Source organism: Nocardiopsis exhalans (genome assembly GCF_024134545.1).
GTDB classification, from domain to species: domain Bacteria; phylum Actinomycetota; class Actinomycetes; order Streptosporangiales; family Streptosporangiaceae; genus Nocardiopsis; species Nocardiopsis exhalans.
Genome location: NZ_CP099837.1, coordinates 764,281 through 790,428, shown reverse-complemented (window position 1 = coordinate 790,428; position 26,148 = coordinate 764,281). Strand labels below are relative to the sequence as shown.

The 26,148-nt window shown below is 66.9% G+C and carries 31 protein-coding genes, 1 tRNA gene and 1 pseudogene; 10 read left to right on the top strand and 23 right to left on the bottom strand.

The features are described from left to right. Positions 1–76 precede the first annotated feature (76 nt). The 14 genes and pseudogenes from NE857_RS34455 to NE857_RS03440 form a co-directional block, all read right to left on the bottom strand. A pseudogene (locus NE857_RS34455) lies at positions 77–1,297 on the bottom strand (type I restriction-modification system subunit M); the annotation flags it as partial. Positions 1,298–1,828: 531 nt separating this feature from the next. Beyond that, positions 1,829–1,901: transfer RNA gene (locus NE857_RS03500), tRNA-Lys, on the bottom strand. Between the two features lie 323 nt (positions 1,902–2,224). Next, the gene (locus NE857_RS03495; RefSeq protein WP_254419768.1) at positions 2,225–3,694 is read right to left on the bottom strand and encodes a tyrosine-type recombinase/integrase; all 1,470 of its coding nucleotides are present in this window, start codon (positions 3,692–3,694) and stop codon (positions 2,225–2,227) included. Next, on the bottom strand, positions 3,681–3,956 hold the full coding sequence (locus tag NE857_RS03490; protein WP_254419767.1) for a helix-turn-helix domain-containing protein: 276 nt from the start codon (positions 3,954–3,956) through the stop codon (positions 3,681–3,683). Before NE857_RS03490 ends, NE857_RS03495 begins: the two co-directional genes overlap by 14 nt. A gap of 356 nt (positions 3,957–4,312) precedes the next feature. Beyond that, on the bottom strand, positions 4,313–4,735 hold the full coding sequence (locus NE857_RS03485; protein ID WP_254419766.1) for a hypothetical protein: 423 nt from the start codon (positions 4,733–4,735) through the stop codon (positions 4,313–4,315). Beyond that, positions 4,732–5,736: a TRM11 family SAM-dependent methyltransferase gene (locus NE857_RS03480; protein WP_254419765.1), complete on the bottom strand. Its 1,005-nt coding sequence runs from the start codon at positions 5,734–5,736 to the stop codon at positions 4,732–4,734. Before NE857_RS03480 ends, NE857_RS03485 begins: the two co-directional genes overlap by 4 nt. Further along, a complete protein-coding gene (locus NE857_RS03475) occupies positions 5,733–6,497 on the bottom strand; it encodes a hypothetical protein (RefSeq protein WP_254419764.1) in 765 nt (254 codons plus the stop codon). Before NE857_RS03475 ends, NE857_RS03480 begins: the two co-directional genes overlap by 4 nt. A gap of 179 nt (positions 6,498–6,676) precedes the next feature. Beyond that, positions 6,677–7,063 (bottom strand): hypothetical protein, encoded by a 387-nt coding sequence (locus NE857_RS03470; RefSeq protein WP_254419763.1) that lies wholly within the window; start codon positions 7,061–7,063, stop codon positions 6,677–6,679. A 77-nt stretch (positions 7,064–7,140) separates the two neighbouring features. Next, positions 7,141–7,947 (bottom strand): MarR family transcriptional regulator, encoded by an 807-nt coding sequence (locus tag NE857_RS03465; protein ID WP_254419762.1) that lies wholly within the window; start codon positions 7,945–7,947, stop codon positions 7,141–7,143. Positions 7,948–8,017: 70 nt separating this feature from the next. Next, positions 8,018–8,692 carry a hypothetical protein gene (locus NE857_RS03460; RefSeq protein ID WP_254419761.1) on the bottom strand — a complete coding sequence of 225 codons (675 nt, stop codon included), beginning with the start codon at positions 8,690–8,692 and terminating at the stop codon, positions 8,018–8,020. Between the two features lie 109 nt (positions 8,693–8,801). Then, complete coding sequence (locus tag NE857_RS03455) at positions 8,802–9,398, bottom strand: hypothetical protein (protein WP_254419760.1); 597 nt, start codon at positions 9,396–9,398, stop codon at positions 8,802–8,804. A 114-nt stretch (positions 9,399–9,512) separates the two neighbouring features. Then, positions 9,513–10,139: a hypothetical protein gene (locus NE857_RS03450; RefSeq protein ID WP_254419759.1), complete on the bottom strand. Its 627-nt coding sequence runs from the start codon at positions 10,137–10,139 to the stop codon at positions 9,513–9,515. A 126-nt stretch (positions 10,140–10,265) separates the two neighbouring features. Then, entirely contained in the window at positions 10,266–10,577 is a 312-nt protein-coding gene (locus tag NE857_RS03445) for a hypothetical protein (RefSeq protein ID WP_254419758.1), read from the bottom strand. Between the two features lie 795 nt (positions 10,578–11,372). After that, positions 11,373–11,771 (bottom strand): bacterial transcriptional activator domain-containing protein, encoded by a 399-nt coding sequence (locus NE857_RS03440; protein WP_254419757.1) that lies wholly within the window; start codon positions 11,769–11,771, stop codon positions 11,373–11,375. A gap of 21 nt (positions 11,772–11,792) precedes the next feature. On the opposite strand from NE857_RS03440, the gene NE857_RS03435 reads away from it, so the two are divergent. Further along, a complete protein-coding gene (locus NE857_RS03435) occupies positions 11,793–11,981 on the top strand; it encodes a hypothetical protein (protein ID WP_254419756.1) in 189 nt (62 codons plus the stop codon). A gap of 352 nt (positions 11,982–12,333) precedes the next feature. Here NE857_RS03435 and NE857_RS03430 read toward each other — a convergent pair whose 3' ends face one another. From NE857_RS03430 to NE857_RS03390, 9 genes are all read right to left on the bottom strand, one after another. After that, on the bottom strand, positions 12,334–12,786 hold the full coding sequence (locus tag NE857_RS03430; RefSeq protein WP_254419755.1) for a hypothetical protein: 453 nt from the start codon (positions 12,784–12,786) through the stop codon (positions 12,334–12,336). Between the two features lie 404 nt (positions 12,787–13,190). After that, positions 13,191–13,694 (bottom strand): hypothetical protein, encoded by a 504-nt coding sequence (locus tag NE857_RS03425; RefSeq protein WP_254419754.1) that lies wholly within the window; start codon positions 13,692–13,694, stop codon positions 13,191–13,193. 233 nt (positions 13,695–13,927) lie between these two features. Then, the gene (locus tag NE857_RS03420; protein ID WP_254419753.1) at positions 13,928–14,458 is read right to left on the bottom strand and encodes a hypothetical protein; all 531 of its coding nucleotides are present in this window, start codon (positions 14,456–14,458) and stop codon (positions 13,928–13,930) included. A gap of 559 nt (positions 14,459–15,017) precedes the next feature. After that, entirely contained in the window at positions 15,018–15,290 is a 273-nt protein-coding gene (locus NE857_RS03415; RefSeq protein WP_254419752.1) for a C40 family peptidase, read from the bottom strand. 419 nt (positions 15,291–15,709) lie between these two features. Further along, on the bottom strand, positions 15,710–16,585 hold the full coding sequence (locus NE857_RS03410; protein WP_254419751.1) for a replication-relaxation family protein: 876 nt from the start codon (positions 16,583–16,585) through the stop codon (positions 15,710–15,712). Between the two features lie 12 nt (positions 16,586–16,597). Continuing rightward, positions 16,598–16,831, bottom strand: coding sequence for a hypothetical protein (locus NE857_RS03405; RefSeq protein ID WP_254419750.1), 234 nt, complete (start codon positions 16,829–16,831; stop codon positions 16,598–16,600). Between the two features lie 17 nt (positions 16,832–16,848). Beyond that, a complete protein-coding gene (locus tag NE857_RS03400) occupies positions 16,849–17,679 on the bottom strand; it encodes a sigma-70 family RNA polymerase sigma factor (protein WP_254419749.1) in 831 nt (276 codons plus the stop codon). Between the two features lie 969 nt (positions 17,680–18,648). Next, positions 18,649–18,849, bottom strand: a complete 201-nt coding sequence (locus NE857_RS03395; RefSeq protein WP_254419748.1) for a DUF397 domain-containing protein — start codon at positions 18,847–18,849, stop codon at positions 18,649–18,651. Beyond that, entirely contained in the window at positions 18,846–19,673 is an 828-nt protein-coding gene (locus NE857_RS03390) for a helix-turn-helix domain-containing protein (protein ID WP_254419747.1), read from the bottom strand. The genes NE857_RS03395 and NE857_RS03390 overlap by 4 nt, the downstream gene beginning before the upstream one ends. 159 nt (positions 19,674–19,832) lie before the next feature. On the opposite strand from NE857_RS03390, the gene NE857_RS03385 reads away from it, so the two are divergent. From NE857_RS03385 to NE857_RS03345, 9 genes are all read left to right on the top strand, one after another. Continuing rightward, positions 19,833–20,351, top strand: a complete 519-nt coding sequence (locus NE857_RS03385) for an ATP-binding protein (RefSeq protein WP_363319934.1) — start codon at positions 19,833–19,835, stop codon at positions 20,349–20,351. Next, complete coding sequence (locus tag NE857_RS03380) at positions 20,348–20,770, top strand: ATP-binding protein (RefSeq protein WP_254419745.1); 423 nt, start codon at positions 20,348–20,350, stop codon at positions 20,768–20,770. The genes NE857_RS03385 and NE857_RS03380 overlap by 4 nt, the downstream gene beginning before the upstream one ends. After that, the gene (locus NE857_RS03375) at positions 20,767–21,186 is read left to right on the top strand and encodes a hypothetical protein (RefSeq protein ID WP_254419744.1); all 420 of its coding nucleotides are present in this window, start codon (positions 20,767–20,769) and stop codon (positions 21,184–21,186) included. Before NE857_RS03380 ends, NE857_RS03375 begins: the two co-directional genes overlap by 4 nt. Further along, positions 21,183–21,407: a hypothetical protein gene (locus NE857_RS03370; RefSeq protein ID WP_254419743.1), complete on the top strand. Its 225-nt coding sequence runs from the start codon at positions 21,183–21,185 to the stop codon at positions 21,405–21,407. The genes NE857_RS03375 and NE857_RS03370 overlap by 4 nt, the downstream gene beginning before the upstream one ends. An 85-nt stretch (positions 21,408–21,492) precedes the next feature. Continuing rightward, a complete protein-coding gene (locus tag NE857_RS03365; protein WP_254419742.1) occupies positions 21,493–22,041 on the top strand; it encodes a Scr1 family TA system antitoxin-like transcriptional regulator in 549 nt (182 codons plus the stop codon). Between the two features lie 153 nt (positions 22,042–22,194). Further along, positions 22,195–22,899 carry a hypothetical protein gene (locus NE857_RS03360; protein WP_254419741.1) on the top strand — a complete coding sequence of 235 codons (705 nt, stop codon included), beginning with the start codon at positions 22,195–22,197 and terminating at the stop codon, positions 22,897–22,899. A gap of 26 nt (positions 22,900–22,925) precedes the next feature. Next, the gene (locus NE857_RS03355; protein WP_254419740.1) at positions 22,926–23,735 is read left to right on the top strand and encodes a DUF6879 family protein; all 810 of its coding nucleotides are present in this window, start codon (positions 22,926–22,928) and stop codon (positions 23,733–23,735) included. A gap of 353 nt (positions 23,736–24,088) precedes the next feature. Beyond that, the gene (locus NE857_RS03350; RefSeq protein ID WP_254419739.1) at positions 24,089–25,756 is read left to right on the top strand and encodes a tetratricopeptide repeat protein; all 1,668 of its coding nucleotides are present in this window, start codon (positions 24,089–24,091) and stop codon (positions 25,754–25,756) included. A gap of 190 nt (positions 25,757–25,946) precedes the next feature. Next, positions 25,947–26,123 carry an FxLD family lanthipeptide gene (locus NE857_RS03345; RefSeq protein WP_254419738.1) on the top strand — a complete coding sequence of 59 codons (177 nt, stop codon included), beginning with the start codon at positions 25,947–25,949 and terminating at the stop codon, positions 26,121–26,123. The last annotated feature ends 25 nt before the right edge of the window (positions 26,124–26,148 follow it).

Genomic DNA, 26,148 nt, shown 5'->3' with positions numbered 1-26,148 from the left:
TTCGCCCTACGAAGACGCAGGTCACATCCCTACAACCCGACTTTGCCGGAGCCCTGCAGAACGACGTACCGTCGATGAGCTGCACCTTGCCCTTCCGGTCAGGGTGCTTGGTGTTGTCAAGGATCCAGATGTAGGTAGCGATGCCGGTGTTGAAGAACATATTGGTCGGCAGCGCGACGATCGCCTCGACTAGGTCGTTCTCCAGCAGCCACCTGCGGATGCTGGAGGGGCCGGACTCAGCGGCGCCATTGAAGAGCGGCGAACCGTTCATGACGATGCCGACGCGGCCCCCGCCGTCCTCGGGGGTGCGCATCTTGTGAACCAGATGGAGCAGGAAGAGCATCTGGCCGTCTGAGGTAGCGGGGAGACCCGGCGCGAAGCGGCCGTAGGGACCGGCAGAGTCGCGCTCCTCCTTGACCGCCTTGGCGTACTGCTTCCAGTCCACCCCATAAGGCGGGTTGGACATGCAGTAGTCGAACTGACGGCCCTTGAAGGCGTCATTGGTGAGCGTGTTCCCGAACGCGATGTTGGTCGCGTCATGGCCCTTGGCGAGCAGGTCGGACTTGCAGATGGCGTACGACTGCGGGTTGTACTCCTGGCCGTACAAGCTCAGCTTTGCTTCGGGGTTCTCGGCGAGCAGGTGCTCCTCCGCTAGGGAGAGCATGCCACCGGTGCCGGCGGTGGGGTCGTACAGCGATCGAATGATGCTGCCCTCGGTGAGGTCGACGTCCTTCTCCGCGAAGAGGAGGTCGACCAGCAGCCGGATCGCATCGCGCGGCGTGTAGTGGTCTCCCGAGGTCTCGTTCGCGGCCTCGTTGAACTTACGGATGATGTACTCGAACGCATCCCCCATGTCTGCGTTGGACACCACGTCCGGATGCAGATCAACGGCACCGAAGGACTTGACTACCTCACGGAGGAGCCCAGCCTTCTCCAAAGCCAGGATCTCCTTCTTGAAATCGAAGTATTCGAACACGTCCACGTCGGCGGAGAACCGGTCGACGTAGTCAGCGAGGTTGTCCGCAAGCCCGTCCGCATCTGCCAGCAGGTTCGCGAACCCGTAGTTGGAGGTGTTGTAGAACGTCCGCCCCGTGGCCTTCTTAACCTCGACCTTGAGCCGGTTCGGGTTCTCGTACCTCGCAGCCAACTCCCGTACCAACGCACGGTCGGGCTCAAGGATGCAGTCGAGCCGTCGCAGGATCGTGAACGGGAGGATCACTGTCCCATACTGGTTGGGGCGATAAGGACCCCGAAGCTGGTCAGCGATTGACCAGATGAAGCTACCGAGCGTACTCACAGGTTCCTCACGAGAATCGTCTAGCAATGCCGATCACTTTGACAGAAACGGCAGCCGTCGTCACTTGGTTCAGCTACGGCCCTTCCTCGTACTCGTCCTGGCTCGGGTGGTTGCACGAGCTACCGGATCGACTACTCCGCACCGCTTGGAGCACACCACGGCACACACGAGCCGGGCACGGCGGGCTTCGACTACTACCAGCCAACGTGATCAGGAGTCGTTCGTCGCGGGGGTACTCACAGCGCCTCACCGATCCAGTTCAGCCGCGCAATCGTCCTGCGTTCGGCGCGGTGCCCCGCGGTCCACAACGAGCCCTGGCCATTAGCCCCGTTGCCTAGGCGCACTACGGCTCCCGCAGACATCCTCCGCGAGGAGGGATGACCCTGTACTGGGCGTACCCCCGATCAGAGCCAAGGCAAGAGCTTGGCTTCAAGGAGCTGGCACCATCGTGGGCTTCGGACAGGAGGTGACCGGAACGAGCAAAACCCAGGCCGAGGACCCGCAAAGAACCTCTGACCTGGGTTTCGTGGGTAGGCCCCCAGGGGCTCGAACCCTGAACCCACGGATTAAAAGTCCGTTGCTCTGCCAATTGAGCTAGAGGCCCGCGCGTGCGACCTGGAGCCTGACCCCTGGCCGTCGCCGCGACAACTCTACCGCAGCCGTGGGCACTTGGGACGTCCGGTCACGGCCACCAGCCAAGGCCGCACCTTGACGCGGTGACGGGCGAGGTGGGGCCCGCGCACCCTGCCGACGAACACCGGAGCCATCATCGAGCACACCACGCCCGTGCCCTTCGCAGCGGTGTAGCGGCCCTTGACGGGATCAGCATGGGATCGGCACTCGGCTCCCTCTGCAGGGCCACAGAGCGGCCCCGCTGGGGGCCGCGTGTGCGGCCTTGTTCCCAGCGGGGCTAGCCGATCCCTTCCATCAGGCGCGGTGTGCTGCGGGCTTCAACATCGCTGCTGTGGCCTCGGCCGCCGCCTTGGCCACGTCCGGGAACACCGTCTGGTAGGTGTCCTGGGTGAAGTGGGTCGTGGCGTGCCCAAGTTCGGCGGAGACCACCTTGACGTCCACCCCGGCAGCCAGACTCATGGATGCTGCCCCGTGGCGTAGCCCGTGCAGAGCGATGGGCGGCAGTCCGGCGGCGCGTGTGATGCGGTGGAACCAGTCGGTGACCTGGGCCGGGTGCCACCCCTGGCCGTCTTCACGGGTGAATACCAGCCCGGTTTCTGGCCACTGGACTCCAAGGGCCATCTTGGCTTCGAGTTGGTGACGCTTCCAAGCCCGCAGCACCCTCACGGTGGCTTGGTCCAGGGTGATGGTGCGCTCCCCGGCCGTGCTCTTGGGCGTGCAGGTGTGGGTCTCCCAGCCGAGTTGGACGACCTGGGTGTGGATGTCGATCTCCCCGTCCACCAACCGGGTGTTCGCCCAGGGCAACCCGACGGCTTCGCCGCGCCGCAGGCCCTTGACCGCGATGAGGTGGAAGAGCGGGAAGAGCCAGGTGTACCTGCGGGCGTGGTCCAGGAAGCGGATGGTCTGGTCGGGGGTCCAGATCATCACTTCCCCGGGAACGGTTCCTTCCTTCTCCCACTGCTTGATGCGGTCGGCTGTCCAGACCAGGGGTTTCTTCCTGGGGCAGGAGGGCAGGCGGGCGTGGGAGGCGGCGTTGAAGGTCACCGGCAACTCGGGGCGGCGTACCGCGTCTGACAGGGCGCTGCGGAGTGTGGCGCGGATGCGGTGCTTGGTGGCCAGTGAGACCACCCGACGGCGCTCCAGCTTCGCCCACGCCTGGGAGTCCCCGGCCTCGCGGCACTCGATGATGCGTTCGTTGACCTCCTCGATCGCGGTGAACATCGCCTCCACATGGCGGGCCTGGAGTTTGTCCAGGCGAACCCTGCCCAGGTGCGGGACCAGGTGGTTGGTGATGTGGCTGCTGTAGGAGCGGCGGGTGTTGCGGGTCAGGTCGGGTTTGTCCTTCAACCACTCGGCCAACCACTCCTGCACCGTGGGCACTTCGGTGCGTAGGTCCACACCCAGGTGGAGACGGCGTTGGACCTCGTCGGTTTCCGGTAGGGGTCGGCGGGCCCTGATCTCGGCCTGGATGAGGTCAGCGACCTGGATCAGATCGTCGGGGTCCTGGCCGGCCAGGTCGAGCAGCACCCGTACCCGCTGGAGTGCTTCCAGTGCGGCTTCTTGTGAGGCCAGGCCGATCTGGCGGGCCTGGCGCCGCCCGCCCTGGGCGGTGCGGGGCAGTTCGACCTGGTAGCCCCAGCGGCCGTGGGTGGAGCTCCAGGTGCCGCTGCGGCGGCGCAGCATCGCGCACCGCACGCCGAGGAGTTTTCCGTTGTCGTCGCGGCATCCGCAGCGTTTGAACGTGGAGCCTTCATGTGTGGCCAAGATCGACCTCCTGGTGCTGGTCACGGCGCGCACCGCATCCGCAGCAGGCCCAGGTGAGGGGCTGCAAGCCCAGGTGGGCGAGTATTCCCGCGGTGGGGATGCGCCACTGGCGACCCACCTTGTAGGCCGGTGCGGGGAAGGCATCGGCGTCGAGCAGGGTGTAGACCACTGTTCGGCTCATGCCGAGCATGCTTCCGGCGGTGGCCGGGTCCACCCAGACCGGCAGAGCGCCGACCTCGTTCAGCGTGACCGGTTTACTCACTGCCACCTGCCCACCTTTCCACCACCTGTGAACTGCACGAATATGGTGCGCGGCCCCGCGTTTGGCGGGGCACCACGCATCCACGCTCGACCTCGCCGAGGTGGTCAAGCGGATTCGTCAACAACCCCACCGGATCTTTCCTCCACCACCCATCCACCACCCGTTTGCAGCCGGTTTGTCGCTTTCGCTGGTCGGGGCCGCCAGCGGCCCCGTGTGGGGCCCGAACCCCGGGTTCGGTCCCGCTCTGGGCGGGGCCGGGGCGATCGGGGCGGTGTGGGGGCACCGGTGGCCCCACACCGCCCCAGCCCGGCCTGGGGTTTCCCCCGGGGCCGGGAGCCCTGCCACCCCGGGGTGTGTCAGTCCTGGCGCACGTGCCCGGTGTAGGTCAGCCAGGCCCGGTAGCGGGACCGCACCGCCTCGGGAATGGCCACCACCCGGTAGCGGCCCGCGCCGCGCTGGTGCTCGACCACGTAGTGCTCGCCTTCCCATGCCGGGATCCGCCCCAACCTTGAGGCGGCTTCGGCCACCTCAGCGAAGGAGTCATCGTCGATGTTGGTGCGCGGGAAGTAGGACACTTCCACGTTGGTGTGCGGGCTGACCGGCAGCTCCGGGTGCTCTTCCAGGAAGGTGGCCAGGGCCCGCATGTCCGCGATGATCCGTGCCCGCAGATCCGGGCTGGCCGCGTCCGTGAAGCACCCTCGTTCGGGCACGAACACCGCCGGTGCCTGCTCGCCCCGCTGCTCGTTCTCCGTCTGGTGGTCGGGGTCGGTCCGCCTCATTCCGCCTGCCCTTCACCCTGGGTGTGCTGCTGGTAGAAGGGGTCAGGGTCGGTGAAGACCAACACGTCCTCGTGCTGGATCACGTGCACCGGCCACTCCGCCTTACGCAACCGGCGGGTCTCCAACAGTTGGAAGAACGAGGTCCGGGACACCACCTCCCCATCGCGCAGCGCGCACAGCAGCGCGGCACACCGGTCGATCTGGACCAGCCCGGCCCGCCGGCCCGCCTGGGCCACCTGCCCGGGGAAATCGATCAGCTCCCCGTTCTCGCGGTAAGGGCGAGTGGTCACCACAACCACCCCACCCGGAGCAAGCAGTCCCCGGCAGGACGCTATGATCCGGGTGAAGGAGTCCGCCAACTGCTCCGGGTTCTGGTAGGCAAGGTTGTCCGCCCTCCGGTCCCGGTCACGCGAGTAACGGTGGGCGTGCTTTTCCACCGCGCGGGCTCCATCACGGCGAGAGCGGATCTGGCCGTGGGTCATCGACCCATACGGAGGCGAGGTCAACACCAGCGACACCCTTCCGGCCAACGAGGTCGACGTCAGACCGGCGGCGGTTTCGGCACCCTCGCCGGTGTGCACCTGGCCGTGACCGGTGGCGCCCTGAACCTGCGCGGTCTCCAGATTGAGCCGGGCGATGGAGGCCCACTTGGGCTCCAACTCGATCCCCACACCGGCCCGGCCCAGGTGAGCGGCCTCGACCAGGGTGGTGCCGATCCCGCACATCGGATCCAACACCACCTCCCCGGGGCGGGTGTAGGTCGAGATCACGTGGCGGGCGATCTCGGGCAGCATCTTGGCCGGGTGCTCCACCGACAACCTCGAGTACCGGTCGCCGCGCTGCTGGCGGGCCTGGCGCTGGCCCGTGGCCCACACCGACAACCCCGCACCCGCCCCGAGAACGGATCCGGGAGAACCCTCGTGGTGGTCGACCCCCTGCTCTTCCAGATGCTCCGAATTCTGCGCCTGGTCGAGGTGGTCTTCGTGCTGTTCCTGGCTCACGCTTCCACCTCGCCATGCGCGCGGGCCGGCGTGGTGCGGCCCTTCTTGCGGAACACCGACACGTTCAGGTGAGCGGGCGAGGTGATCGTGGCCGCGGCCTCGGCCACCGAGGTCGACAACCCCACCTCGTCCTCCCCCTCCCTCGGACTGATGTGGGGGTCGTGGTCAGGGTCGAACCCGCCCTTGCCCCGAACCGGGATCGCGGCCCCCAGACCCGCGTCGCAGATCGGCACCGTCAACGCGATCACGTGCTGCAGATACACCAGCCCCGCGCACGCAGCGGCCCGCACCACCCCGGCCGGGGCGTGACCGACCGGGGTCACGACCGCAACGATCCCGCCGGGCCGGGTGATCAGAGCAGCGAACTCCACCCGGGCCCGAACCCGACGCCGAGCCGCCCACGGCGAGACGGCACACGAAGGGGTCGGAGTCACCGTGGTCACGGTCAACTCCGCCCACGCGACCTCCAGATCCGAGGCCGCGGCGGCACCCGGTGAGACCATGCCCGGGTGCAGAACCTGGTGGGAACGGCCCCGCTCCCAGGCCTGGTGGGCGATCTCGCCGACACCGGTCAGGTCCGCGACCCGGCCTTCGGGGCGGGTGTACTCGTCCACCAACCGTGCGGCGAGCCGGTCCGGGATGCTTACCTCTCCCAGGTGGGTGCGGGCCGGGGTGTGGTGGGTGTGCTCGGGTGCGCAGGGCCAGATCGCCAACGGCGGTCGGCCCTCGTCGTGTGAGGTGGTGTTCGGGGTGTTGCCCAAGGCCGAATCCCTTCTCGTTTGTGTTTTGCCCTTCACTGAGGAAGAAGCGCACCCCACACCCCGGATTCGACACCCCACCCCAAAAGCGGTCCGATACGAGTAGAAAAGTCCCCGGCCTCACCCGGAAGTTCTGGGTGGGGCCGGGGACCTCGGTCCGGCGCTTCAGTCAGATGAAGCGGTCAGCGCCTGGCCGGGCGTAGGCGGCACGCGCACCCGGGCTTCTGTACCAGGGCGCGCGCCCACCGGGGCAGCGGTAGGGCCAGGCAGAGCACCAAGCGGTCCCCGCTGGTGCCGACGCAGCACCGGCCCGTGGTCCGGTCGTGCCAGGCCAGGCGGTGCTCGCACTCCGAGCACTTCGCGTCCCCGTCTTCGCCGAAGATGTGAACCATGCCGGGCCAGTCACCTCGGTCCAGGTAGGTCAGCACCAGGCGGCGCACGCGCGCATAGACCCCGAACACCGTGGCCACCGTGCCCGCCACGAGCAGGATCACGATCAGCAGCGGGGTCGGGAGCTCGCTGACACGCGCCCACCAGGCGGCCAGGTGAAGGTAGAGAAAATCGAACACGGAAATACTCCCCTAGGGTATTGAGAAGGTGGGGGTGTGCGCTGTGTTTCGCGCACACCCCCGGGGGTCGGGTGTGGTCAGGCGGTCGGGGAGGCGAACCGGTACCGGCGCGGTTTGTCGCAGGCCAGCTCGGCCTTACCCTCCCGGGACAGCTTGGCGAGGTTGTTCTGGATGGCTCCGATGGAGCGGCCCTGCAGCAGGTGGCTGAGCTCGGTCGCGGTGAACTCCTCCTCGGGGGAGTTCTTGAGCAGGGCCCAGACCATGAGCTTGAGCTCGCCCGGTGCCAGCCGCTGCGACCCGCTCACCGGGTTGACCCCCTCCTCACCCGCGCCCGTGTGCACCGGTTCCCGCCCCGAGGTGGCTTTGGTGCGAGGTGCGGGTGCGGCCCGTCGTGGTGCCGGGGCGTGAGCGGCCTCAGTGGAGGTCGAGGCCGGTTCGGTGTCCGGGCGCTGGGCCTGGTGGGTGTGCCCCGGTGCGGGCATGCTCCTCGAGGTGGGCGAAGCCGTTTCGCCCTTGCTGACCGGGGCCGGGGCGGTGTCCTGTGGGTGCTGGTCTTCGGCCGCTTCCCCGGTCGCGGGCGGCGCGGGCACGGCCTCCTCCAGGTCCTTGGCCGAGCCCGAGGTGGTCTCTGCGGTGGCCGGGGCCGGTTCGGTCGGGGTGGTCGGGGCGGCCTGCCAGTGGTCGGGCAGGCGACGCCGCCCGTCGCGCCCGCCCGGGGTGCGCACCGCCAGCCCCTCCTTCTCCAGGCCGGGCAGGTACTTGGAGGCGGTGGACTTGCCGACCCCGGCCTCCTCGGCCAGCTCGGTGACGGTCAACGACTTCGTGGCCTGGGCGAGCGCGGCCAGGATGAGCTCGCGCGCGGGTGCGGTGGTGTTCGCGGGCATGTCAGATCACTCCTCGTGTGGTGGTGGGGCCGCCCCGCCTCTGACGGGGCGGCCCCGGTGGTGCGGGCGGTCAGGCTCGGGTGCGGTCCAGGTGGGCGTCGGCCCGGTCCCGGATCAGGTGCGCCTGGGCGTTGGCCACGAACTGGTGGGGCACGGTCTTGGGCCAGCCCTTCACGTGGCGGTCGTGGTCGCTGATCTTGATCAGGGAGAGACCGGGTCGCTGACCCTTCTCGGGCAGGGGGTGCTTGAGCATCACGCGCACCTGCGGGTAAGCGCGATCGATGTAGGTCTCCCTCACTTCCCGTACCGAGGGGCCCTGATAGTGGCCCGGAAACAGGTAGCGGCGGTGGTAGGAGGGGGCGGTGGTCATGGAGAAGCCGAGCTCTTCCAGGCGCTCGCGCATCCGGATCACCGCGTACGGGGTGGCGGCGCGGTGCTCGATGCGCTCGGCCAGGCAGTCGTAGGCGGTGGAATCGACCGCTGAGACGAGGTCGTCCCAGGTGCCGAAGTGATTCCGGAGGTGGCCCAGGTCGTGGGTGAGGTCGCCGTAGCCGTATACGGGCAGGACCAGCTCGTCGGTGTGGTCGAGGGTGAAGGTGGTCTCGAACTGGCGGGAGCGGAAGTTGGCGATGATCATGCCGCGAGGTCCGAGGTCGTAGAGGGCGCGCAACAGGTGCGAGGTGACCTCGGCGTACTCGAAGTAGGTCTCCAGGGCCTCGAGCAGGCGCGGTGCGTGTGCGGTCACAGTGGGTGCCTTTCGGTGGGCGCGCTGGACACAGCGCTCGGCGCGCGGATACGTGTGTGGGTGGTGGGGGCCGCCCCGCCCTTTCGGGGCGGCCCCGGGGTGGTGCGGGTTAGGGGTACAGCTCCAGGCGTCGGCGGGCCCGGTCGGGGGCCTCGCGTACGCAGAACGGGACGCCGCTGGTGGTGGTGATTCGTTCGGGCCAGCTGGTCACGTAGCGATCCCGGTCGTACATGGCCAGGTTGATCAGGAGGCTGTCGCGGTGGCGCTGGATGTAGGTCATCGTGAAGGTGAGCCGGGGGTTGTCAGCCCAGGTGAGGTGGTCGTCCCACCGGTAGCCGTCGTCTTCGGTGCGGCTGGCCTCGGGGCGGTGGTCCAGGACCAGGCCGTGCCGGGTCAGGTCACGGCGTACTGCCCGCGCCAAGGGGGGCGGGGGCTGGAAGAACAGCCGGTGATGCGCTTTGGCGGCGGTGCGGGTGGCCCTAGCGGCCACCCGGTCCCAGTCGTCGTGTTCGATCAGGTCCAGGCGCAGGTCGCCGTGTCCGTAGGCGATGATCAGCCAGGGGGTGTTCAGGTCCACCTCGCCGGGGCGCTGTACCCGGTAGGGGGCCATGCCGCCCTGGGCGGTGATCAGGGTGCCGGGCCCGCCCTCGTGCAGGTGGGTGAGCATGGGCACGGTGATGGTGTGCTGCGGCCAGTGCGCTGTCACAACCGGGTCCTTTCATGGCACGCCGAAGCTGAGCGCTCGGCGCAAGAAGGTGGTTCGGGATGGTGGGGCCGCCCCGCCCCGTATGCGGGGCGGCCCCGGGAAGAGGTGGCCTGCTCAGTCCTGGTAGAGGGCCAGGTGAGCGGCGACCGTGGCGGCGATCTTGGCCTCGATCTGTTCGGGCCTCATGCCCAGGTAGTCGAAGAGCATGATGTGCTCGCTCACCGGTCCGTTCACCCCGTGGGCCCGGATCCGTACCGGCTCCGTGTAGCCCAGGGGCACCGTGACCCTCACCGCCCCGTTCCCACCGGGTCGGGCGTAGGTTTCGGTGACCCGGGGCTGGTCCGGGCCGGGGCCCCGCCCCTCCAGGTGGACGCTGTCGGCCGGGTAGATGCCCATCCGGTCCAGGCGCAGCCGGATCGGGGTGAGCATGGCGGTCAGAACCCGAACCTGGGACCAGCCGCTCAGCCAGTCGTTGGCGATATCGGTCAGGTCCTTGGCCAGTTCCCCGTCATGGGTGGGCCTGCCGTTCTCCTCGCAGGCCTCCGTGAGACCGTCCAGGGCTCCCTGGGCGGCGATGATCATTCGGTGCTCACCGAACCGTCCGGTGGGTGCGTAGACCTGGACCTCGTTGCTGGCCTCGATCCACACCAGCAGGCTCCCGGGCTCGGCGCGGCGCAGGTAGGCCACCTGGTCAGCGTTCACTTCGATCGGACGCCGCTTGTGCGGCATACTCGTGCTCACAGCACACTCCTCATGGTTGTTGTGTTGGGCCCGCGCCCAGCCGCTACGGCTCCACACCTGAAGTCGGTGGGCGCGGGGTTGTGTGGTGGGCCGGTTCGCAGGTTGCCTCCTGCGGACCGGCCCGCTCTACGCGGGAACGCTGTGGTGAGCGTGCAGCTCGAACAGCGTGTTTCCGGCGGCCGTGCGCGCCGCCTCGGCGCGCAGGTGTACTAGCGCCGCGTATCGGGCATCCTCGCTCGGGCCCTGTGTGCGGTACAGACGCGCCGCCTCGCCCCGCACGGCCAGCTCCCGGGCGATGGCCGCCTCGTAGTCGCCGGTGGCCTCCGCCAGGCGTCGTGCCCGCAGCTGGCTCGTGATCCAGGCCGGGGTCGGCCGGTTCGGTGCGGGTCGCACCGAACGGGCGAGAACCCGCCTGCCGATGATTCCGATTGCGCGCAAGGTGCGCATTAACGAAACTCCTTTTAAATGGCCGGGTGTTTCTGTTTGGCGGTCCGAGGTTCGCTTGGGTGACTAGCGTTTGTCAACTCCGCCGCGAAACCTTTTCCACCTACCCCCGGAACGGTGTGCGCTTCGGGGCGGAACCCAAGATGATCTTGGGTGACACGTGTTTGTCAACTCGTGTCGCGAGACAGTTTCCCCACCGCCCCGAAACGGTGCCGCCGTTTCGGGAACAACCCCATAGCAACTTGGCCCGGGGCGGGCTGTCAACTCGTGTCGCCGGTTTTCTCAGATCTTTTTTCGGCGCGGGTTTCCTAGAGGAGTAACCGCGCATGCGCGCCTACGCGCGCGTGGGGCCGGCCGCGAGCATGCCTGGCGCATTTTTGGGTGATCATGAAACGCATGAGCGACACAATTCTGGGCGATCACCACAACCCAAGGCAATGGTATGAGTTTTATTTATGGGGTTGTTTTTTGGGTTTTTGGAAGGGGAGAGAAAGGAAGGGAGAGGGAGGAAGAAGAGAGAAGGGGCGGGTCGGCCGGTAGGCCGACCCGCCGCCGAGGAGGGAGGGGCCGCCGCCCCCTACGTGAAGTTGACTACCCACTGGGTATAAGTCTGGATCCGTGAGTCACACTCAAAAGGGCTTTGACCTGCAATGATGCCGGTTTTCGGCGTGATGGGGCCACTGGGGGCGCTGGCGTAGTCACAGGCGTAGTCACAGGCAGGGGGACGGGCGTAGTCACAGGCATAGTCACAGGCGTAGTCACAGGAGCCCCCTGTTTTCCGCCTCTGGCCTACCCTTGCGGCTGGGCCTCGGGGCGGGTGAGCCCGTCCAGGAGTTGCTTGCTCACCGGGCTGGGTTTCTTTTTCAGCTCACCGAGGGCTGTTTCCAGCGCCCGGTAGGTGCGCCGGACCGCGTCGGGGCGACCCATTCCACCATAGACGCACATCGTGTCCTGGTAGATGGATTCGTTGAAACGGTCCAGTTCCATGGCTTTTTTCAAATAGGAAACGCGCGATTCCGCTGACTCGGTTTCTTTGGCCAACAGGGTCAGCACCTCGACGAGCTGGTCGGTGAAGTGCTTTCGGTGAGGTTCAAACCACTCCTCACCGCAATCGGACAGGAGCGGCTTCTCCCAGACGTTCACCAACTCACGCAGGAGCGCTTCCCGGTCTTTCTCTGCAAGGTTCACACGTTGCCGAAGCTCGCTCGCATGCCACACGTCGACGTCAAACAGACCTTCTTGGAGTACGTACCGTCCGTTCTCCTTGAAGAGGATGTCGCCTTCGGAGCGGACGGGCGGGCCGGGAGGGACAAGAAGGCGGTACCTGAGGCGAGCGGGCAAGGGGTCACCAACGGGGCCGCCGCCCCCTACGTGAAGGTGACTACCCACTGGGTATAAGTCTGGTTTTGAGCCACACCCCTAAAACCGGCCATGACCTGCTAAAACGAGAGTTTCAGGGGGGTCCACAGGCGTGGAGGGGTCGTTGGAGTGATCGGTGGAGGGGTCGTTGGAGTACTGATTCACTGGCTCTCACCCGCCCCTCAACGCGGGCCTGCGAGCGCAGGCGGAGGGCGCGCGGCAACCCGCGGAAACACCAGCGAGCAAGGTAATGGGTTTGTCTTCGTCGATCATTTACCAGCGGGACAGCGTGGTGACGAGTCGCTGAACAAGAAACCCAAAAACTATTCTCCAAAGTTCCCATCATCGTGAAAACTCAGCTCCACCCTCTCCTCGCCGTCGTAGGCCGCGCTCAGCCTGTGTGGGTGATGACCGAGTGGATCTCACTCACCGGCACCGCTTCGGTTGCCGACGTGAACATGTCCTCCAGCTCGCCGCCGCCTCCGGTGCTGGTGGACCAGGACACCGACCACTCCCACACCGCGACCAGATCCACCTCCGCCCCCGCACCTCCGGGAGGAAGAGAGGTGTAGGTGTGGCCGCAATCCGGCGACCCCTCCTCCCGAAACACCGCAGGCGAGAACACCGTCCCGGCGCTCTCGCATACCACCTGGTGGCCGTCCCCGGTCTCCCACACCACCCGCTCCGGGGTAGCGACCACCGTCACCGAACCCGCGCCCACCGAGGCCGTCGCCGAGACCGGCTCCCACCCATCGGCGTCGATCCACATCCAGGAGGGCATGTTCACGAACCGCGGCTTACCCAGCGGAGGTGCCGTCCCGATCTCCGGCAACGGCAGGGTCATCGACGCACGCGCCTGCTCGGCCAACACAGCCGGGTCAACCGCGACCTGGGCGTCTGCGCGTTGCGAAGCCGAGGAGGCCGAAGCCGAACACCGCGCCAGCCCGGAAGGCATCGGGGCCGGTCCCTCCTGCCCAGATTGGCTGAACTCCACATCCGGGAGCACACACACCGCTTCTGCTCTCCCTCTCGGGCTCTGGCCACTCCCGGGGCTCGCGCCAGTCGCCGAAGGTGCGGAGCCCTGCGGGGTTCCGGGAGCCCACGCCTGAACACGACACGAGCCATCAGCGCAATCGGTCGTGGCGAGGAAGTCCTGCGTGTCCGCTGCCACCGGAGCAGCAGGCCACGTCAGACTCAAGCACAGCCAAGCCGAGCCGAACGCCTTGCCAGCCTGGGCATAGGCCGACCTCAGCATGAGCCGTACTCCCCCAGCCAGAGGTCATCGACTCGCCAGCCATCCCCCTGATCAAGGACGATGGCCTCGACAGGGCGCTTCCTCTCCCCCTGGGAACTGCCTTCACTGCCATCACCGACAAGCCATTGCGAGCTGTCGATGCAATCCTCGATACTCACCTCGGTGGAGTCGGCCCCAGACTCAACGATGACCGCATGGGGAGTCAGTACAGGTTCACCGGTGGCCTCAATGCCCTGGAGCATGGCCGTCACCAACTCGAGGGCCTGCCCCGAGGCGTATTTTTCCAGGTCCGGGTGCGCGACCGAACCCTCGTGCGAGCCTTCGACCACCACACCCCACATACTTCGATAGGCCTCCACCGCTTCCTCCTGTGGGGAAGGCCCGGGGTTGGACGGGGCGGCCAGGGGCGTGCTCGCCTCGGTCTGCTCGGGCTCTTCTTCCGGTGCGGCGCACCCCGCCAGCGCCACCACGAGCACAGCACACACCACCCTGCGCATAGCACACCTCCGATTTCTTCTCTGACGTGAACCCACGCCGCGCTTTCGAAGGGTGACACTATACACACGCAGAGTCACTTCACAAGAGGAATTCGGGCACTCTCCGTCACCAAAACTGTGAAGAGAACCACCCGACCTCGGTGTCGAACTCTCTACCTGCACAAACACCAAGACGATCAAACGAAAGCAGGGCCGCCCCGGTGCGGGTACGGCCCTGCTACTCGTCTTCGACCTCAGGCGACCGGCTGCTGCTGGGCGTGCCACTGACGGACCAGCACCGCCAAGTCGTCCCACTCGCCCGGCTGCTGGACCTTGTTCACCCGCGCAGGGGAGTTCGAAGGTGGCGGACTATGCCGGTGCCGCTGCGGCGCCGGGCGTTCAGGCTGGCGGTGGCCGCGTGCTCGTTGCTCGTGCGCGACCAGGTACGGGCGCACCGCACGCCCACCCGCATCGTCCTTGCACCAGCCGAACCTCGGCAACTGCGTCGGCGTTACCCGGGGTGCGTAGAGCTGCCTGGCCCGGTCCGCGTGCTCGCGACGGGCTTGGTCATAGCGGCTCACCCACTCGGGCTCCGCAGGCAGCACCGGGGCAGGTGCCGCCGCGACCGCTCGCGAGGGAGGCGTCTTCTTCACCGGTCGCGGGCGCAACGGGGGTGGCGGCTTCTGCACGCCGAGAACGGCTTCGAGTACGGCCCCGACCGTCCAGCGCACGCGGCTGGCCCAGCCGCGTCGACGCCTGCGGTGGCGGCCCCTACCATGGTCCATGGTCTTCCTCCTGGTGCATTCAGGTGGGGGATCACGCCTCGGGCGGTGTTCCAGCACCGTCCGAGGCACTTTTTCTTTTGTTCTTCTTTTTCTCGAGGCGCGTGTTCCGCTGTTCGGGACGGGGTGGGTGTCAATGGCCCCGGCGAGGTCGTACGCCCTCGCCGAGGCTGCGCTTCCTCACCCACTCGATGCCAGCGGACAGGTGCCTCTAGCTGGCTCTTCGGGACCGCTCGGTCGAGGTCAGCGGGGGCAGGCGGAGAGTGTGTGCGGGCATCACAAAGGAGCCCTTTCTTTTGAGCACGCGAAAGAATTCGGACAAATAGGAATCATGTTCACCCGGATGGAACGACGTGGGTGCGATGTTTCCCTATGCAAGCGAGTATTTTCAACCCCGCATTGCGTAGAAGTCATGGACCAGCGAAAACACGGGAAATGGGGCCGCGCGGGAATCACGCCCCGCACGGCCCCACAGCCGCCCCACGGCCCGCTGGGCGGCTCCGACCCGGGGGTTCCCCGGGCTGGGGCCGCCCTGTTGCGGTGTGGGGCGGGTGGTGGCCGCTCAGCCCGGCCGCACCGCCGCCACGAACACGGTCGGGTAGTAGGGGCCGTCCACGGGTTCGACCCGGATGCTCTGCCCGGTACGCGGTGAGTTGACCATCTGCCCGCCGCCCACGTACATGGTCACGTGTGAGGGGCTACCTCCCGGTGCCCCGGTGTCGTAGAACAGCAGTTCCCCCGACTGCAGCTCGTCCAAACCAATGCGTGTTCCGGTGTTGACCTGGTCGGTGGTCACCCGCGGCAGACTCACCCCGGCTGCTTTCCAGGCCTGCATAGTCAGCCCTGAGCAGTTGTACCCGTGCGGGCCAGTGCCTCCCAGATGCAGGGGCTCCCGACCTGGGCCAGCGCCCACTCCGTTGCCGCCCGCCCTTGCCTGGTTTCTCACGCCTGAGCCACCCTGGGGAACCTGCGCAGCGGCTTGGGCGGTGATCTCGTTACAAGCCTCCTTTCTGGCCACGTGGTTAGACTCGACTTTGCCGGCCCCAGCCAGCACTGGCCACTCCATGCCCGTACAGCCCGCGAACTCCTCCTCCAATCGAGCGGCAGCCTGGACGCAGACTTCCAGGGCCGACACGGGGATCCCCTCCACCTCTCCCGACACCCCCACCACGTGCTGACCCATACCACCCAACACGCCGATGAACAGCACCGGAATCAGGAAGAGGATCCCCGCAACGGCGAAGACATGGCGCATCACTCGCCCTCGTCCTGGCCCTGCTCCTTGCGTGGGTGACGGCGAGCGATGTCGACCAGGCTCAACCGCTGCCCGCTCGGCTCCCCTGGCACCCGCCACACCGCCCGTTCGGGGCCGCGCTTGTGCAACTGCTCGTGGGTGCTCACGTAGGCCCCCACCATCCGCAACTGTGCTGAGGGCGCTTGGGCGAGCTTGTCCATCAGATGCTCGGCGCGCTGGTCGGAGTGGACCGCGAACAGCACGATCGAGGCCAGTCCGCTCTCCGTGGCCAGGTTCGTGTACCCCTTCATCTTGCGCGCCACCTTCGTCAAGGGTTCGGTGCCGGTGTCGTACTCCACGAAGGCGTGCAGCTCCGCCTGGTCCTGGTCCCATTGCAGGTAGGCGTCGGGGCGGATGTGGCGTCCCCAGCGGCGTGCGCTCTCACGTTCGGAGTACCAGCACTCCAACGACGCCGAGCGGGTGCGGCGGGCGGCCAGGGTGAAGGCCACGAAGGTGTCGGCCAGCCCGAGCACGTGCCCCAACTGGTAGTCCAGAGCGACCCGCATCCGATGGTCGGCCTGGTAGTCCAACTCCGCCAGTGCTGTGTTCCGTTGGGCGGCCAACCACTGCACGCCGAGCCGGTCCACCACCCAGTGGTTGGGGCTCGTACCCGCGTGCGCGTAGGGGCGGAACGGAGCGATCAGCTCATAGGAGCGCAGCTGACGCAACCGCTGGTTGACCGTTCGCACGGCCCGCCCTGCGAAGTGCAGCTGGTGCAGGTGGTGGGTGGTCAACACCTGGTGGTCGTACAGATCGTTCAGGACCTTCCGGTCCCGGGGAGTGATCTTGGGAACCAGACTCAGCAGAATGTCGATCGAATCCGTTTCAGTGCTCACTATCAGTCCCCTTTAACTTGCCCGTCGCTCTTCCGGTTTTGTCTGGGCGTCGGGCCCGTGCGCACGCGCGACCCGACGCACTTGACTGGCCCGGCCCTTGATGCCCTTCGGGAGAGGGCGGGTCCGCACCGTGACCGCCGCGAGTTCCTTGGCCCCCACGAGCGGGCGCACCGCGGCCTGGAACACGTCCAAATGGGTGAGGTCGTAGGCACCCAGCACCGGATGGGTGCACTGCTGCAGGCTCACCGCGTCATCCGGTAAAGCTAAGAAGCCAACGGCCACCGTGTCGTCGACGCCTCCGGCCGAGCGGCTTCGTTGGCGCGGTGCCTGTCACCAGGCGAAACCGGCGCACTCACCGCAAGGGAAGAAGGACTCGGGGCGCGGCCGGGTGCCGCGCTCAGCGCGGCGGCCAGTCGGGTCTCGGTCCGCTGGCGGCGCTTGGCCAGCGTCTTGTAGCCCACCTCGGTTTCGGTGGACAGCGCCACCAGCGAGACCTTCTCCAGGCGGGTGCGGGCGATCAGCTCTGCCTCAGCAGCGGTCATGGTCCCGGCCCGCACAGCCGATTGAAGGGCCGACTCACAGGAACGGGTGGCCTCGGCCTCGTCCTCGAGGTCGGTGGCTTCGGCCGTCCCCCACTCCCGCTGTGCGGCGGCGGCCAGGGCGCGCTTGCGCTCGCCCAGAGCGGCGCGGCGCACCCGGCACAGCAGGTAGTAGCCCAACGCGCCGTGGTCCAAGGTGGCGGTCCGGATCTGCCGGATCGTGAACGCCACCAGCTCCGCCTCGACGAACTGGGCACCGTCGGGGCCCAGGCCCCGGCAGGCGCGGCCCACACATCCGCGCAGCAGAGGCATCGCCAGCCCCAGAGCGCCGACCATCCACTCCTGCGAGCGGCGGGCCGCACGCATGGCGTGCCGCCACAGCACGTCGCGCACCTGGTTCGGCGTCGCGCGGTCCAGCAGGACCTTGCGCAGCTCAAGGAGCGAGTAGGTGCGCTCCTCCAACCACGGGTGCACGTGGGCGCCCTGCAGGGTCAGGTGTGTGGGTGCGATCTGAACGAAGTGGGATTCGATCTGGCCAAGCAGCGAAAGGTGCATGTGTTCCCCCTGGAAGTACCACCGGGATCCGATACGGACCACTTAAAGGCACCGCAGACTCAGGGGTTGCTCAGAATGGACTCACAGCACGCTCAAACAAGACTCAGAACAGACTCAGAAGCGACTCAACGACCCCAAGGGAAGGTAAAGTATTCTGCGCCAGGAGTGCCGGGGTCGAGGCGTGTGAGTCACGCACCCAGGAGTGGACTCAAAGCTACTACCTGCACATACGTTGGACTCACGGGGCGACTCAGCTGCTTTCGCAGTGGACTCATGAGTCACCGTGAGCATCCGATTCAGGGTTCACTTAAAAACTCCTGAAGAGATTTTCCAACACCCGAACAATCTTCGCATCTCAGATTCCATAAACATGCTTTGGAAGGTTCTTGGAGCAACCGAGAACTCAGATGATTCCGAGCAGGCCAGAGAGACGGAGACTTGCACCCCCAGCACACGCTCCTCCTATGACAGGAGTCCAATTCAGCGGCAACCCGTAGCTGTCAGCAAGTTGACTCAGAGGCATCCTTGGCCTAGCCAGTGGGGGGGGTTCCTGCCTTCTCACCCCTGTTGCCGCAGGTCGGCTGGAATCCGGTCGGGGTGCGGGAGCAGCCCGGTAGGGCGCGGTGATAATGCGGATGCTGGTCGACAAGCCCATTGCGATCCAAGCATGGAACCGTCAGTAAGCGGTGGCGTCGAACAGGCCATCGTCCTTCTCCTGGAAGCTGCCTGAGACCTGGACGAACAGCACGTTGGTAAGGACGCACCCTGGGTTCGTGTACTACGACCAAAACCTGGATGACATACCTCATCACCCTCGGATACGAAAAACGCCCCGGCGCCCGAAGGCCCCGAGGCGTACCATGATCAGCAGGGCGCGAAGGCACCCAGTCAACAGCAGTTCGTGCGCCCTCGCCAAAGCGCTTGCTCAGCTCGATGGTGCCAGCGTCGTGCCCGTTGATTCCCGATCGTCTACTTGGAGAGCGGGTTCTTGACACCTCCAAGGAAGAGGGCCCACTCCTGGGAGTCGAACGACAGGTGGCCCAAGCCAGGGTTCTGCGAGTCTCGGACGTCTGAGCCAGACGGGTGCTCCCGGGCCTCCACGCAGTTCGTTCCGCCGTTGCTGTAGCTGCTCTTGTGCCAGCCCGTACGTGACACCGGTGACTTCTTCATTGCTCCAACCTCTTAACTTCGTCCCGGAGTTGAGTGAGGGACTGCTCCGGGCTGTTCGCTACGCCCTGTAGCGCGGTGAAGGCCATCCGGTAGTTGGAAACCTCCATGGCGTTGGTGATCACCTGACCCTCACGTATGGACTCTGCGACCAGGACCTCTGGGACGTAATCCGTGGTAATCAGCTTAAAGGCTCCAGAATTTCCTGGGTGTCTCGGTTCCGCACCGGGAACCAACTGGACACTGATCCGACCGCGCTCAGCCAGTTCCACTACGTACGCGAGCTGATCCCGGATGATGGCCGGTGAACCGTAGCGCCGCGTCAGGATGGACTCGTCCAGGACCGCCCAGATTCGGGGCGTCTCGGCCACCGCGATCTTCTCGGCTCTCCGTGCTCGCTTGTCAGCCTCTTCTTCTACCTCTGAGGCTTTGAGCCAGGGTGCCGCGTTCTTGATCAGGGCCGCAGCGTATTCGCGCGTCTGGAGGTAGGCCGGGAAGACCATGATCTCGTATTCGTAGACGGCTGCCGCCGAGTCGATCATTCCGGCGATCTCGAACTTCCAGACTTCGCCTCCCCCGCTTCCGGTGAGCTCCTTCCACAGGTGAGTCAGCTTCCCAGGGGCCAGTTCCTTGTCAAGGTCGGAGCGTAGCTGAGGCGACGGGGCGACCTTGCCTCGCTCGACGTCAGAGATACCCGTCTTGGAGGATTTGACGCGCTTGGCCAGGGTCGTCTGAGTGAGCCCTGAGTCCTTCCTGAGGCGCCGCACTTCCGCACCGTACGTTATTAATACCTTTTTGTCTGGTTTGTCGTTTTCACTAGGGGGCATTTCCCTATCATGCCCCAGGGTTCCGGACCCTGTCGAACTTTTCCCATGGATTCCGATCTGGTCGGCTCTATGACCGTCTTTTGACAGGCGTCTTTACCTGGGTCATTCCCTGTTTCACGATGAGACCTCGAACTACAGGCGGAAATCGAAGTCCAGGCGGTGGATCAGTTGCAAGCCACGAAGACCTATGAGGTCCCCCTGGGGGTGGTGCCCCCGCTCGCGCCTCGTGTCCTCGGGGACTCCTCGGGAAAGCTGACTGGGCACGCTGGGCGCCGTCGCGCCTCGGTGTTCAGTTCGCCCTTAGACCTTTGTGTTTCCAGTGCGCGACGATGGATCCGCCTGTTGACCGGCCTTCCCCGGCATGAGGCATCCTGCCTGGAACTGGTTGTCAGCGAGCTGCTGGCCAATGCGATCAATCACAGCGCTTCGGGAGATCCGGGCAGGCTCGTCACCGTGCGGGTCGCGTTCCTGGACGCTTCCCTGATTCGTATCGCCGTCAGCGACAGAGGCCCCAAGAGTTTCGGAATACCCGGGTTTCCCAGCTCGAGTAGGGATGCCCTGGACGCTCAGAAAGCATTCAGCGGCGAACGACACGAAAAAACCCCGGTGTCCGAACACGAGAGGGCGAACGCCCGGGGTGAGGCCCCACCCCGGCGCAACCGAGGTGAGAACGCATGAGGAGTATCGCCCCCAAACCCACACACACCAGGCCCGAACAGCAAGCCCGCCACAGCTTCCCGGGCCTGCCCGAACAGGTCAGCGAGGCCCGCCGATGGGCCCTCCAGACCCTCACCCAGTGGGGCATCGACGTCCCCGAGCAGTTCGCCTTGGTGGTCACCGAGCTGGCCACGAACGCGATCGACCACACCCACAGCGGACGAACCGGTGGCCAGTTCACTCTCCGTCTGGCGCTGCACGTCGACCACATCCGCGTCACCGTGCGCGATGCGGGCCCCCGGCAGGGACGCACCCCCACCCGCCGCACGCCACAGTTGAGTGCCCAGCACGGCCGCGGCCTCGCCCTCGTGGACGCTCTGACCCGCGCGTGGGGGCCGTTGAAGATCGGCACCGGCGTCTGGGCGGAGGTGCCCCGGTGAGCGGCCTGCTGTTCTCGATGGTGCCCTTGGTCCAGGCCATGCCCCGGCCCACGCCCCGCGCCCACGCTGTGATGGCCGCCATGGAAAGCACCCTGCTCGATACCGGCTACACCCCTCACGTCCGGGTTGGAGAGTGGTCGATCGATGCCCGCCTCTACCAGGACCGCCACTGGGAACAGGGCCAGCCCATCGGCCACCACCCCCAACGCGCGGTCGCGCTGAGGTTGCACCAGCACCGCCCCGACGAGCTGTGGTGGCTGGTCGAGTACCCCGCCCGCACCCCCACCGAATGGGCCATGCCGCCCTCGGGGAAGAGTCTGCGCCGTCTGGCCTTCCTCGGAGACGCCTCCCGCCCGGTGCACGCCCAAGACCTCGGGATCCTGGACCACCTCACCGGCAGGCCAGGGCCCCGATGAGTCGCCGCATCGACCTGCGTGGGCGGATCACCACGCGACGACAACGCTACGTGGACCTGCGGTGGAAAGCCGCGACCACCGGGCGCGGATTCCTCCTGACCCGCCAGAGGCGGCTCTTGGGAGCGATCTACATGCTCGTCCCGCTCCAAGGGCCCGCTGAGCTCTTCTACTGCCTGGACGAAGTCCACACCTACCTGGACCAGCTAGACCAGCGCACCTGACCCGTGCCCGCCAAGCCCGGCTCTTCGGGGCTGCTCACCACACTCATGCGGGCCCCTGCCCGCACACCCGCTGCAACGTTTCGCGATGAAAGGCACCACCATGACCACCACCGTGCTCGCTCCCGAACTCCTCCACCATGACGGTCAGGCAGGCATCCTGGCCCAGGAAGCCGACCACCCCACCTGGCAGTACATGCCCCACGGCCTGCCCGGCTTCCTCCAGACCCCCGACCACGCCCACGCACTGGCCGAACTCCTGCCCCACGTGGAGTACGCCCACACCGAACAGGTCAGGCTCCGGCTCCAGCGCGGTGAGCAGATGCGCACCCGCACCCACCTGCGCCACCGCTTCATCCTGGGCCCCGAAATCCTGAACACCACCACCCCGCTCATGGCCGACCAGTACGCCCACCTGGTCGAGCTGGACCAGCTCGACCACATCCAGATCCGTATCCGCCCGGCCGGGCCGGTGGTCACCGACCCCACCGGGTTCACCCTGCGGGCCGGTCGGGCCTGGATCGAGGCCGCCGACCTGTACTTCGCCGCTCCCGGGAACATCGCCACCTGGCACAAGGAGTGGGAGCGGCTCTGGGCCCAGACGGTTCCGCTCACCGACCACCAGGGCCCCAACTAGCCCTCATCCCTTTTGAGCCGGTGGCCCGCCGACGCACCCCACCGCCCCCTCACCGGGCGGGTCTCCCCTGACAGGGGTTTCCGGTGGTCCACCATGCCCGGGGCCTGACCCTGCCCCCGCAGGCCCCGGGCCCCAACACCAGAAAGCACGTTGATGTTGTCCGCACCGATCCAGCGCCCTCCACTCACGGGCTGGCAGACCTTCGGCCTCTACTTCGCCATGGTCACCACCCTGTCCGCCCTGACCCTGACCACCCCCACCGTCCTGGCCCGATCCACCAGCCTTGCCTCCGCTCTGGTGTGGGTGGGACCCTGGACGAGCGTGGTCCTGACGTTGGTCCTGCTCTCCTGGTGGGTGGCCCGCCGCACCGGCGTGGGCGTGCGGGACGGGTACGGGATCGCTCCCCGCTGGGCCCGCTCCGAGCGTCGTCTGGTGCGCACCGAACACGCCCTGGACACCGCCATCACCGCAGGTGTGGCCCTGTCGGTGTACCTGACCGTCTACGCCTTCACCTGGCTGATGAACCCCACCCCCACCCCCGCTGGCGGATGGTTGCCGGTGGTGCTGTTCACCCAGACCGCCACCGCCGTGGCCAGTGAACTCGTGCTGCTCGGTGTCCTAGCCGCCGTGGCCACCGCCCTGAAGTGGGGCGGGCAGACCTTCGTGCTCGTCTCCATGACCAGCCGGATCGCCATCGCCGACCCCCACTGGAGCGCACTCCTGGCCTCGGCAGTGGGCGGAGCCTTCATCGCCGCCCTGTACCTGCACACCCGCAGGCTGACCCCCATCCTCATCGCCCACACCACCGCCGCCACCAGCCTCACCCTGATGGGCGCCTGGGCTTCCTCCCTGACCTGACCCCTCCAACCTTGAAGGCCTCACCTATGCCGCCCGCCACCTACATCTACGAACAACGCACCCGCCTCCTCACCGACCCCGGCCGGTATGTGTCCACCGCTGATGCCCGCACCCTGACCGGGCACACCCAGCCCACCCTCGCCCGCCTGGTGGACGAAGGAAAACTCATCGCCCGCCGGGCAGGGGTACGCACCTTCTCCTACCAGGCCGCGTCGCTCCTGGACTACTGCCGCAAACAGCACCCGACCCTGACCTTGTTCGACCTGCTTACCGCCGCTGACGGTGAGCCGGTCACCGAAACCGAACTGGCCTCAGAGCTCGACCGGTCCCGCTCGGGGACCTGGTGGACCCTGGCCCGCCGCGACCACGCACCACCGGACTGGGCGAGCTGGCAGCACTGGTACCGAGGCCACACCCACCACGCCCAGAACCTGTTGTTCGAGCAACGCCCCCAGTGGGCCAAGGAAATCAAGGAACACCGCGCCCGCGGGCTGATCCGCCGCACCCTGTGGATGCCCGCTCAACCCCTGGGGGCTTTCGGGGAGTACGGCCTGGCCCGCTACCAGCACGTGACCGCGGCCGGAGGCACGGTGCACGTGCTCCCCTCCTGGAAGGTGACGCTGCTGGAGCACCAGCGGATGCTGCCCGACCTCGAAGTCACACCCACCGCTGTCTACCTACGGCGCTACACCCGGGTCGGTTCACGCAACGGAGCCCTGAAGATCACTGACCCCGACCTGGCCACCGCGACCACCGCGTTCCTGGGATGGTCCACCCGCCAACACTCCACCCCGCTGGCCGACTTCGCCCGTTGGCGCCACCAGGGGGCCGCGTGAATCAGACCAACCAAATCACCGGGCTCGCCGGGGCCGTGGTGCAGCTGCGGGACGTTCGCGGGGGCGCTGTCCACATCCACACCGCTCCTGCGGTTCCGCCTTTGATCCCCTGCCAGCTTCCCGCCCCACGTCTGTTCCTGGACCGCGTACAAGCGCGTGCCTTCCTCGACAAGGCGTGGGCCACCCGTTATGGCCCCATGCGAGTAGGTATTGAAGGTCCACCCGGGGTTGGGAAGACAGCGCTGATCACCGACTGGGGACACCACCACCGAGGCCGGTGGCCCGACGGGGCCCTGTACACAGACCTGGCTCGAAGCTCACCGGACAGCGCGCTCAGGGGCTGGCTGGCTGCCTTGGGGCACGCCCACCTGCCCGAGGACCCGGATCAGCTCACCGCGTTGTGGCGAACCACCACCGCAGACAGCCGGTTGCTCGTGGTCATCGAGAACTGCACACCCAACGCCGCACTCGGCCTGTTTCCAGCCGGTGCCGAATGCGCCGGGATCGCCACGGCCCACCGTGGGCTCAACAACCTTGTCGCCGCCGGAGGGCGGTTCGTGCGCCTTGCCGCTCTGTCTGACAGCACCGTGGGCGAACTGATCGCCCTCCTGATCGACCGGCCCGTACCCGCGCCTCTGCTCCAACACGCGGTCACCTCGACCGGTGGGATGCCGTTGGCCGCCACGCTCACCGCCGCCGTACTCGCGCGGAACCTGCACACCCCGCTCGCCGAAACCGAACAGGAGTCCCTCGTGCCTGACCGCATCACCCAAATCCTCTCCGAGTTTCCGGAACAGGCCGCGTCCGCAGCCGCCCTGGTGGCCGGGTTCCCCGGCCCGAGCGTCCCCACTGACATGGCAGCCTCCTTCCTGGGCACCACCACCGACGACGCCCACCACATCCTGCGGGAACTGGTCGATGCCGCGCTCCTTCTCGACCTCGGGCAGGGCCGATACGCCGTCCATGACCAGGTGCGTGCACCGCTGATGCACCAGCTCACGTCTGAACTCCGCACCCGCATGGTGGACCAGATCGCAGAGTTCTACCGGGTCAGGTCCGCCGCTGTCGACCTGGTGCTCAACCCCTGGAGGTGGCGGGCCGACAACGAAGGTGCGCAGTTGGCTCGCGAAGCGCAGTCGCGCGGGCCGTGGTTCGCGAGCCAGAACCAGGCCCTGGCATGGATGGACGGCGAAATCGACAACCTCATCGCGTCTGCCCGCATGCTCCACCGGCTCGGCCGCCCCGAAGTGTGGATGATCGTGGACCACCTTGGCACCTACGTGGTGCGGCGTAAGCCGGTCGTCGCACGGGAGCTGTACGAGTGGGGGGTGGAGTCCGCCCGAGCCACCGACGACGGGCGGGCGTTGGGGTTGATGCTCCAGCGGCTGAGCACCACTCTGCACCCGGACTGGCAGGCCGCCCTCGACCTCAACGAAGAAGCGAAGACGGTCTACAAGCGGGCTGCGTTCTTGCAGGGGGTGGCGTCGGCATACGAGTCCATTGGCTCGCTCCTCGGCCATTTGGGGCGACTGGACGAGGCAGAGGAAGCACAACTCACCTCCCTGCGCCTGCACGAAGAGATCGGAAACCCGAGGGGAGCGGCCTTCCAACTCCGCCGCCTGGGAGAGATCTACGCGCGGCAGGGGCGACGTGAGGAAGCGCAGAAAGCGTTCGCTTCCTCATGCCGGAGCCTCCTTCTGAAGCTGGACACCCCAGACATCTACCAGGCCACCCGCAGCGCGCAGGGCATGATCGGCCTCCTGCTCGACCAGGACGACTCGGCGCTGCTCCCGGTCGTGGAAGTGCTCGCCCTGCAAGGGCTCGCGTCCACCCAGGTGACTGATTCACATGTGCAGGAAGCTTCCCTGCACCTCGAACTCGCCAAGCTCGCCCGTGTCCGACAGGAGCGGGCGTCCGAGATCTCTCACCTCCAGCAAGCCGTGCGGCCGCTGCACCCCGGACACCCAGTGGTGGACCAGGCCACGGCCCGTTTGTCGGAGCTGGGAGAACTCACACAATGATCGAACGCCATTTAGAGAGGGGGTGAATAATATGCCGAAGAAGATGAAACAGCCGTGCAACGAATGTGGCACTGACACGCCCGGAAAGCTCTGCCCGAGGTGCGCCGAGAAGTAGCCGAGATCCCGCTCACGATCACCCCAAGCGGGCACCTCAGGACATCGTCAATCCATTCGCTCGAAAAGGACACCCATGCAGAACACGATCAACCAGCGCCACCAGCCCCCGGCCGTGGCCGCTGCCACCACCGAAGCCTTCACCCTCAACGCCGAGGTCACCACGGTCAACCCCACCCCCTGCTACAACTCCTGCGACACCAGCAACGGCTGCTCCAGCACCTGCCCGAGCGCCTGCACCAGCGGTAGCTAGCACACAGGACCTTGGGGCTGCCCGC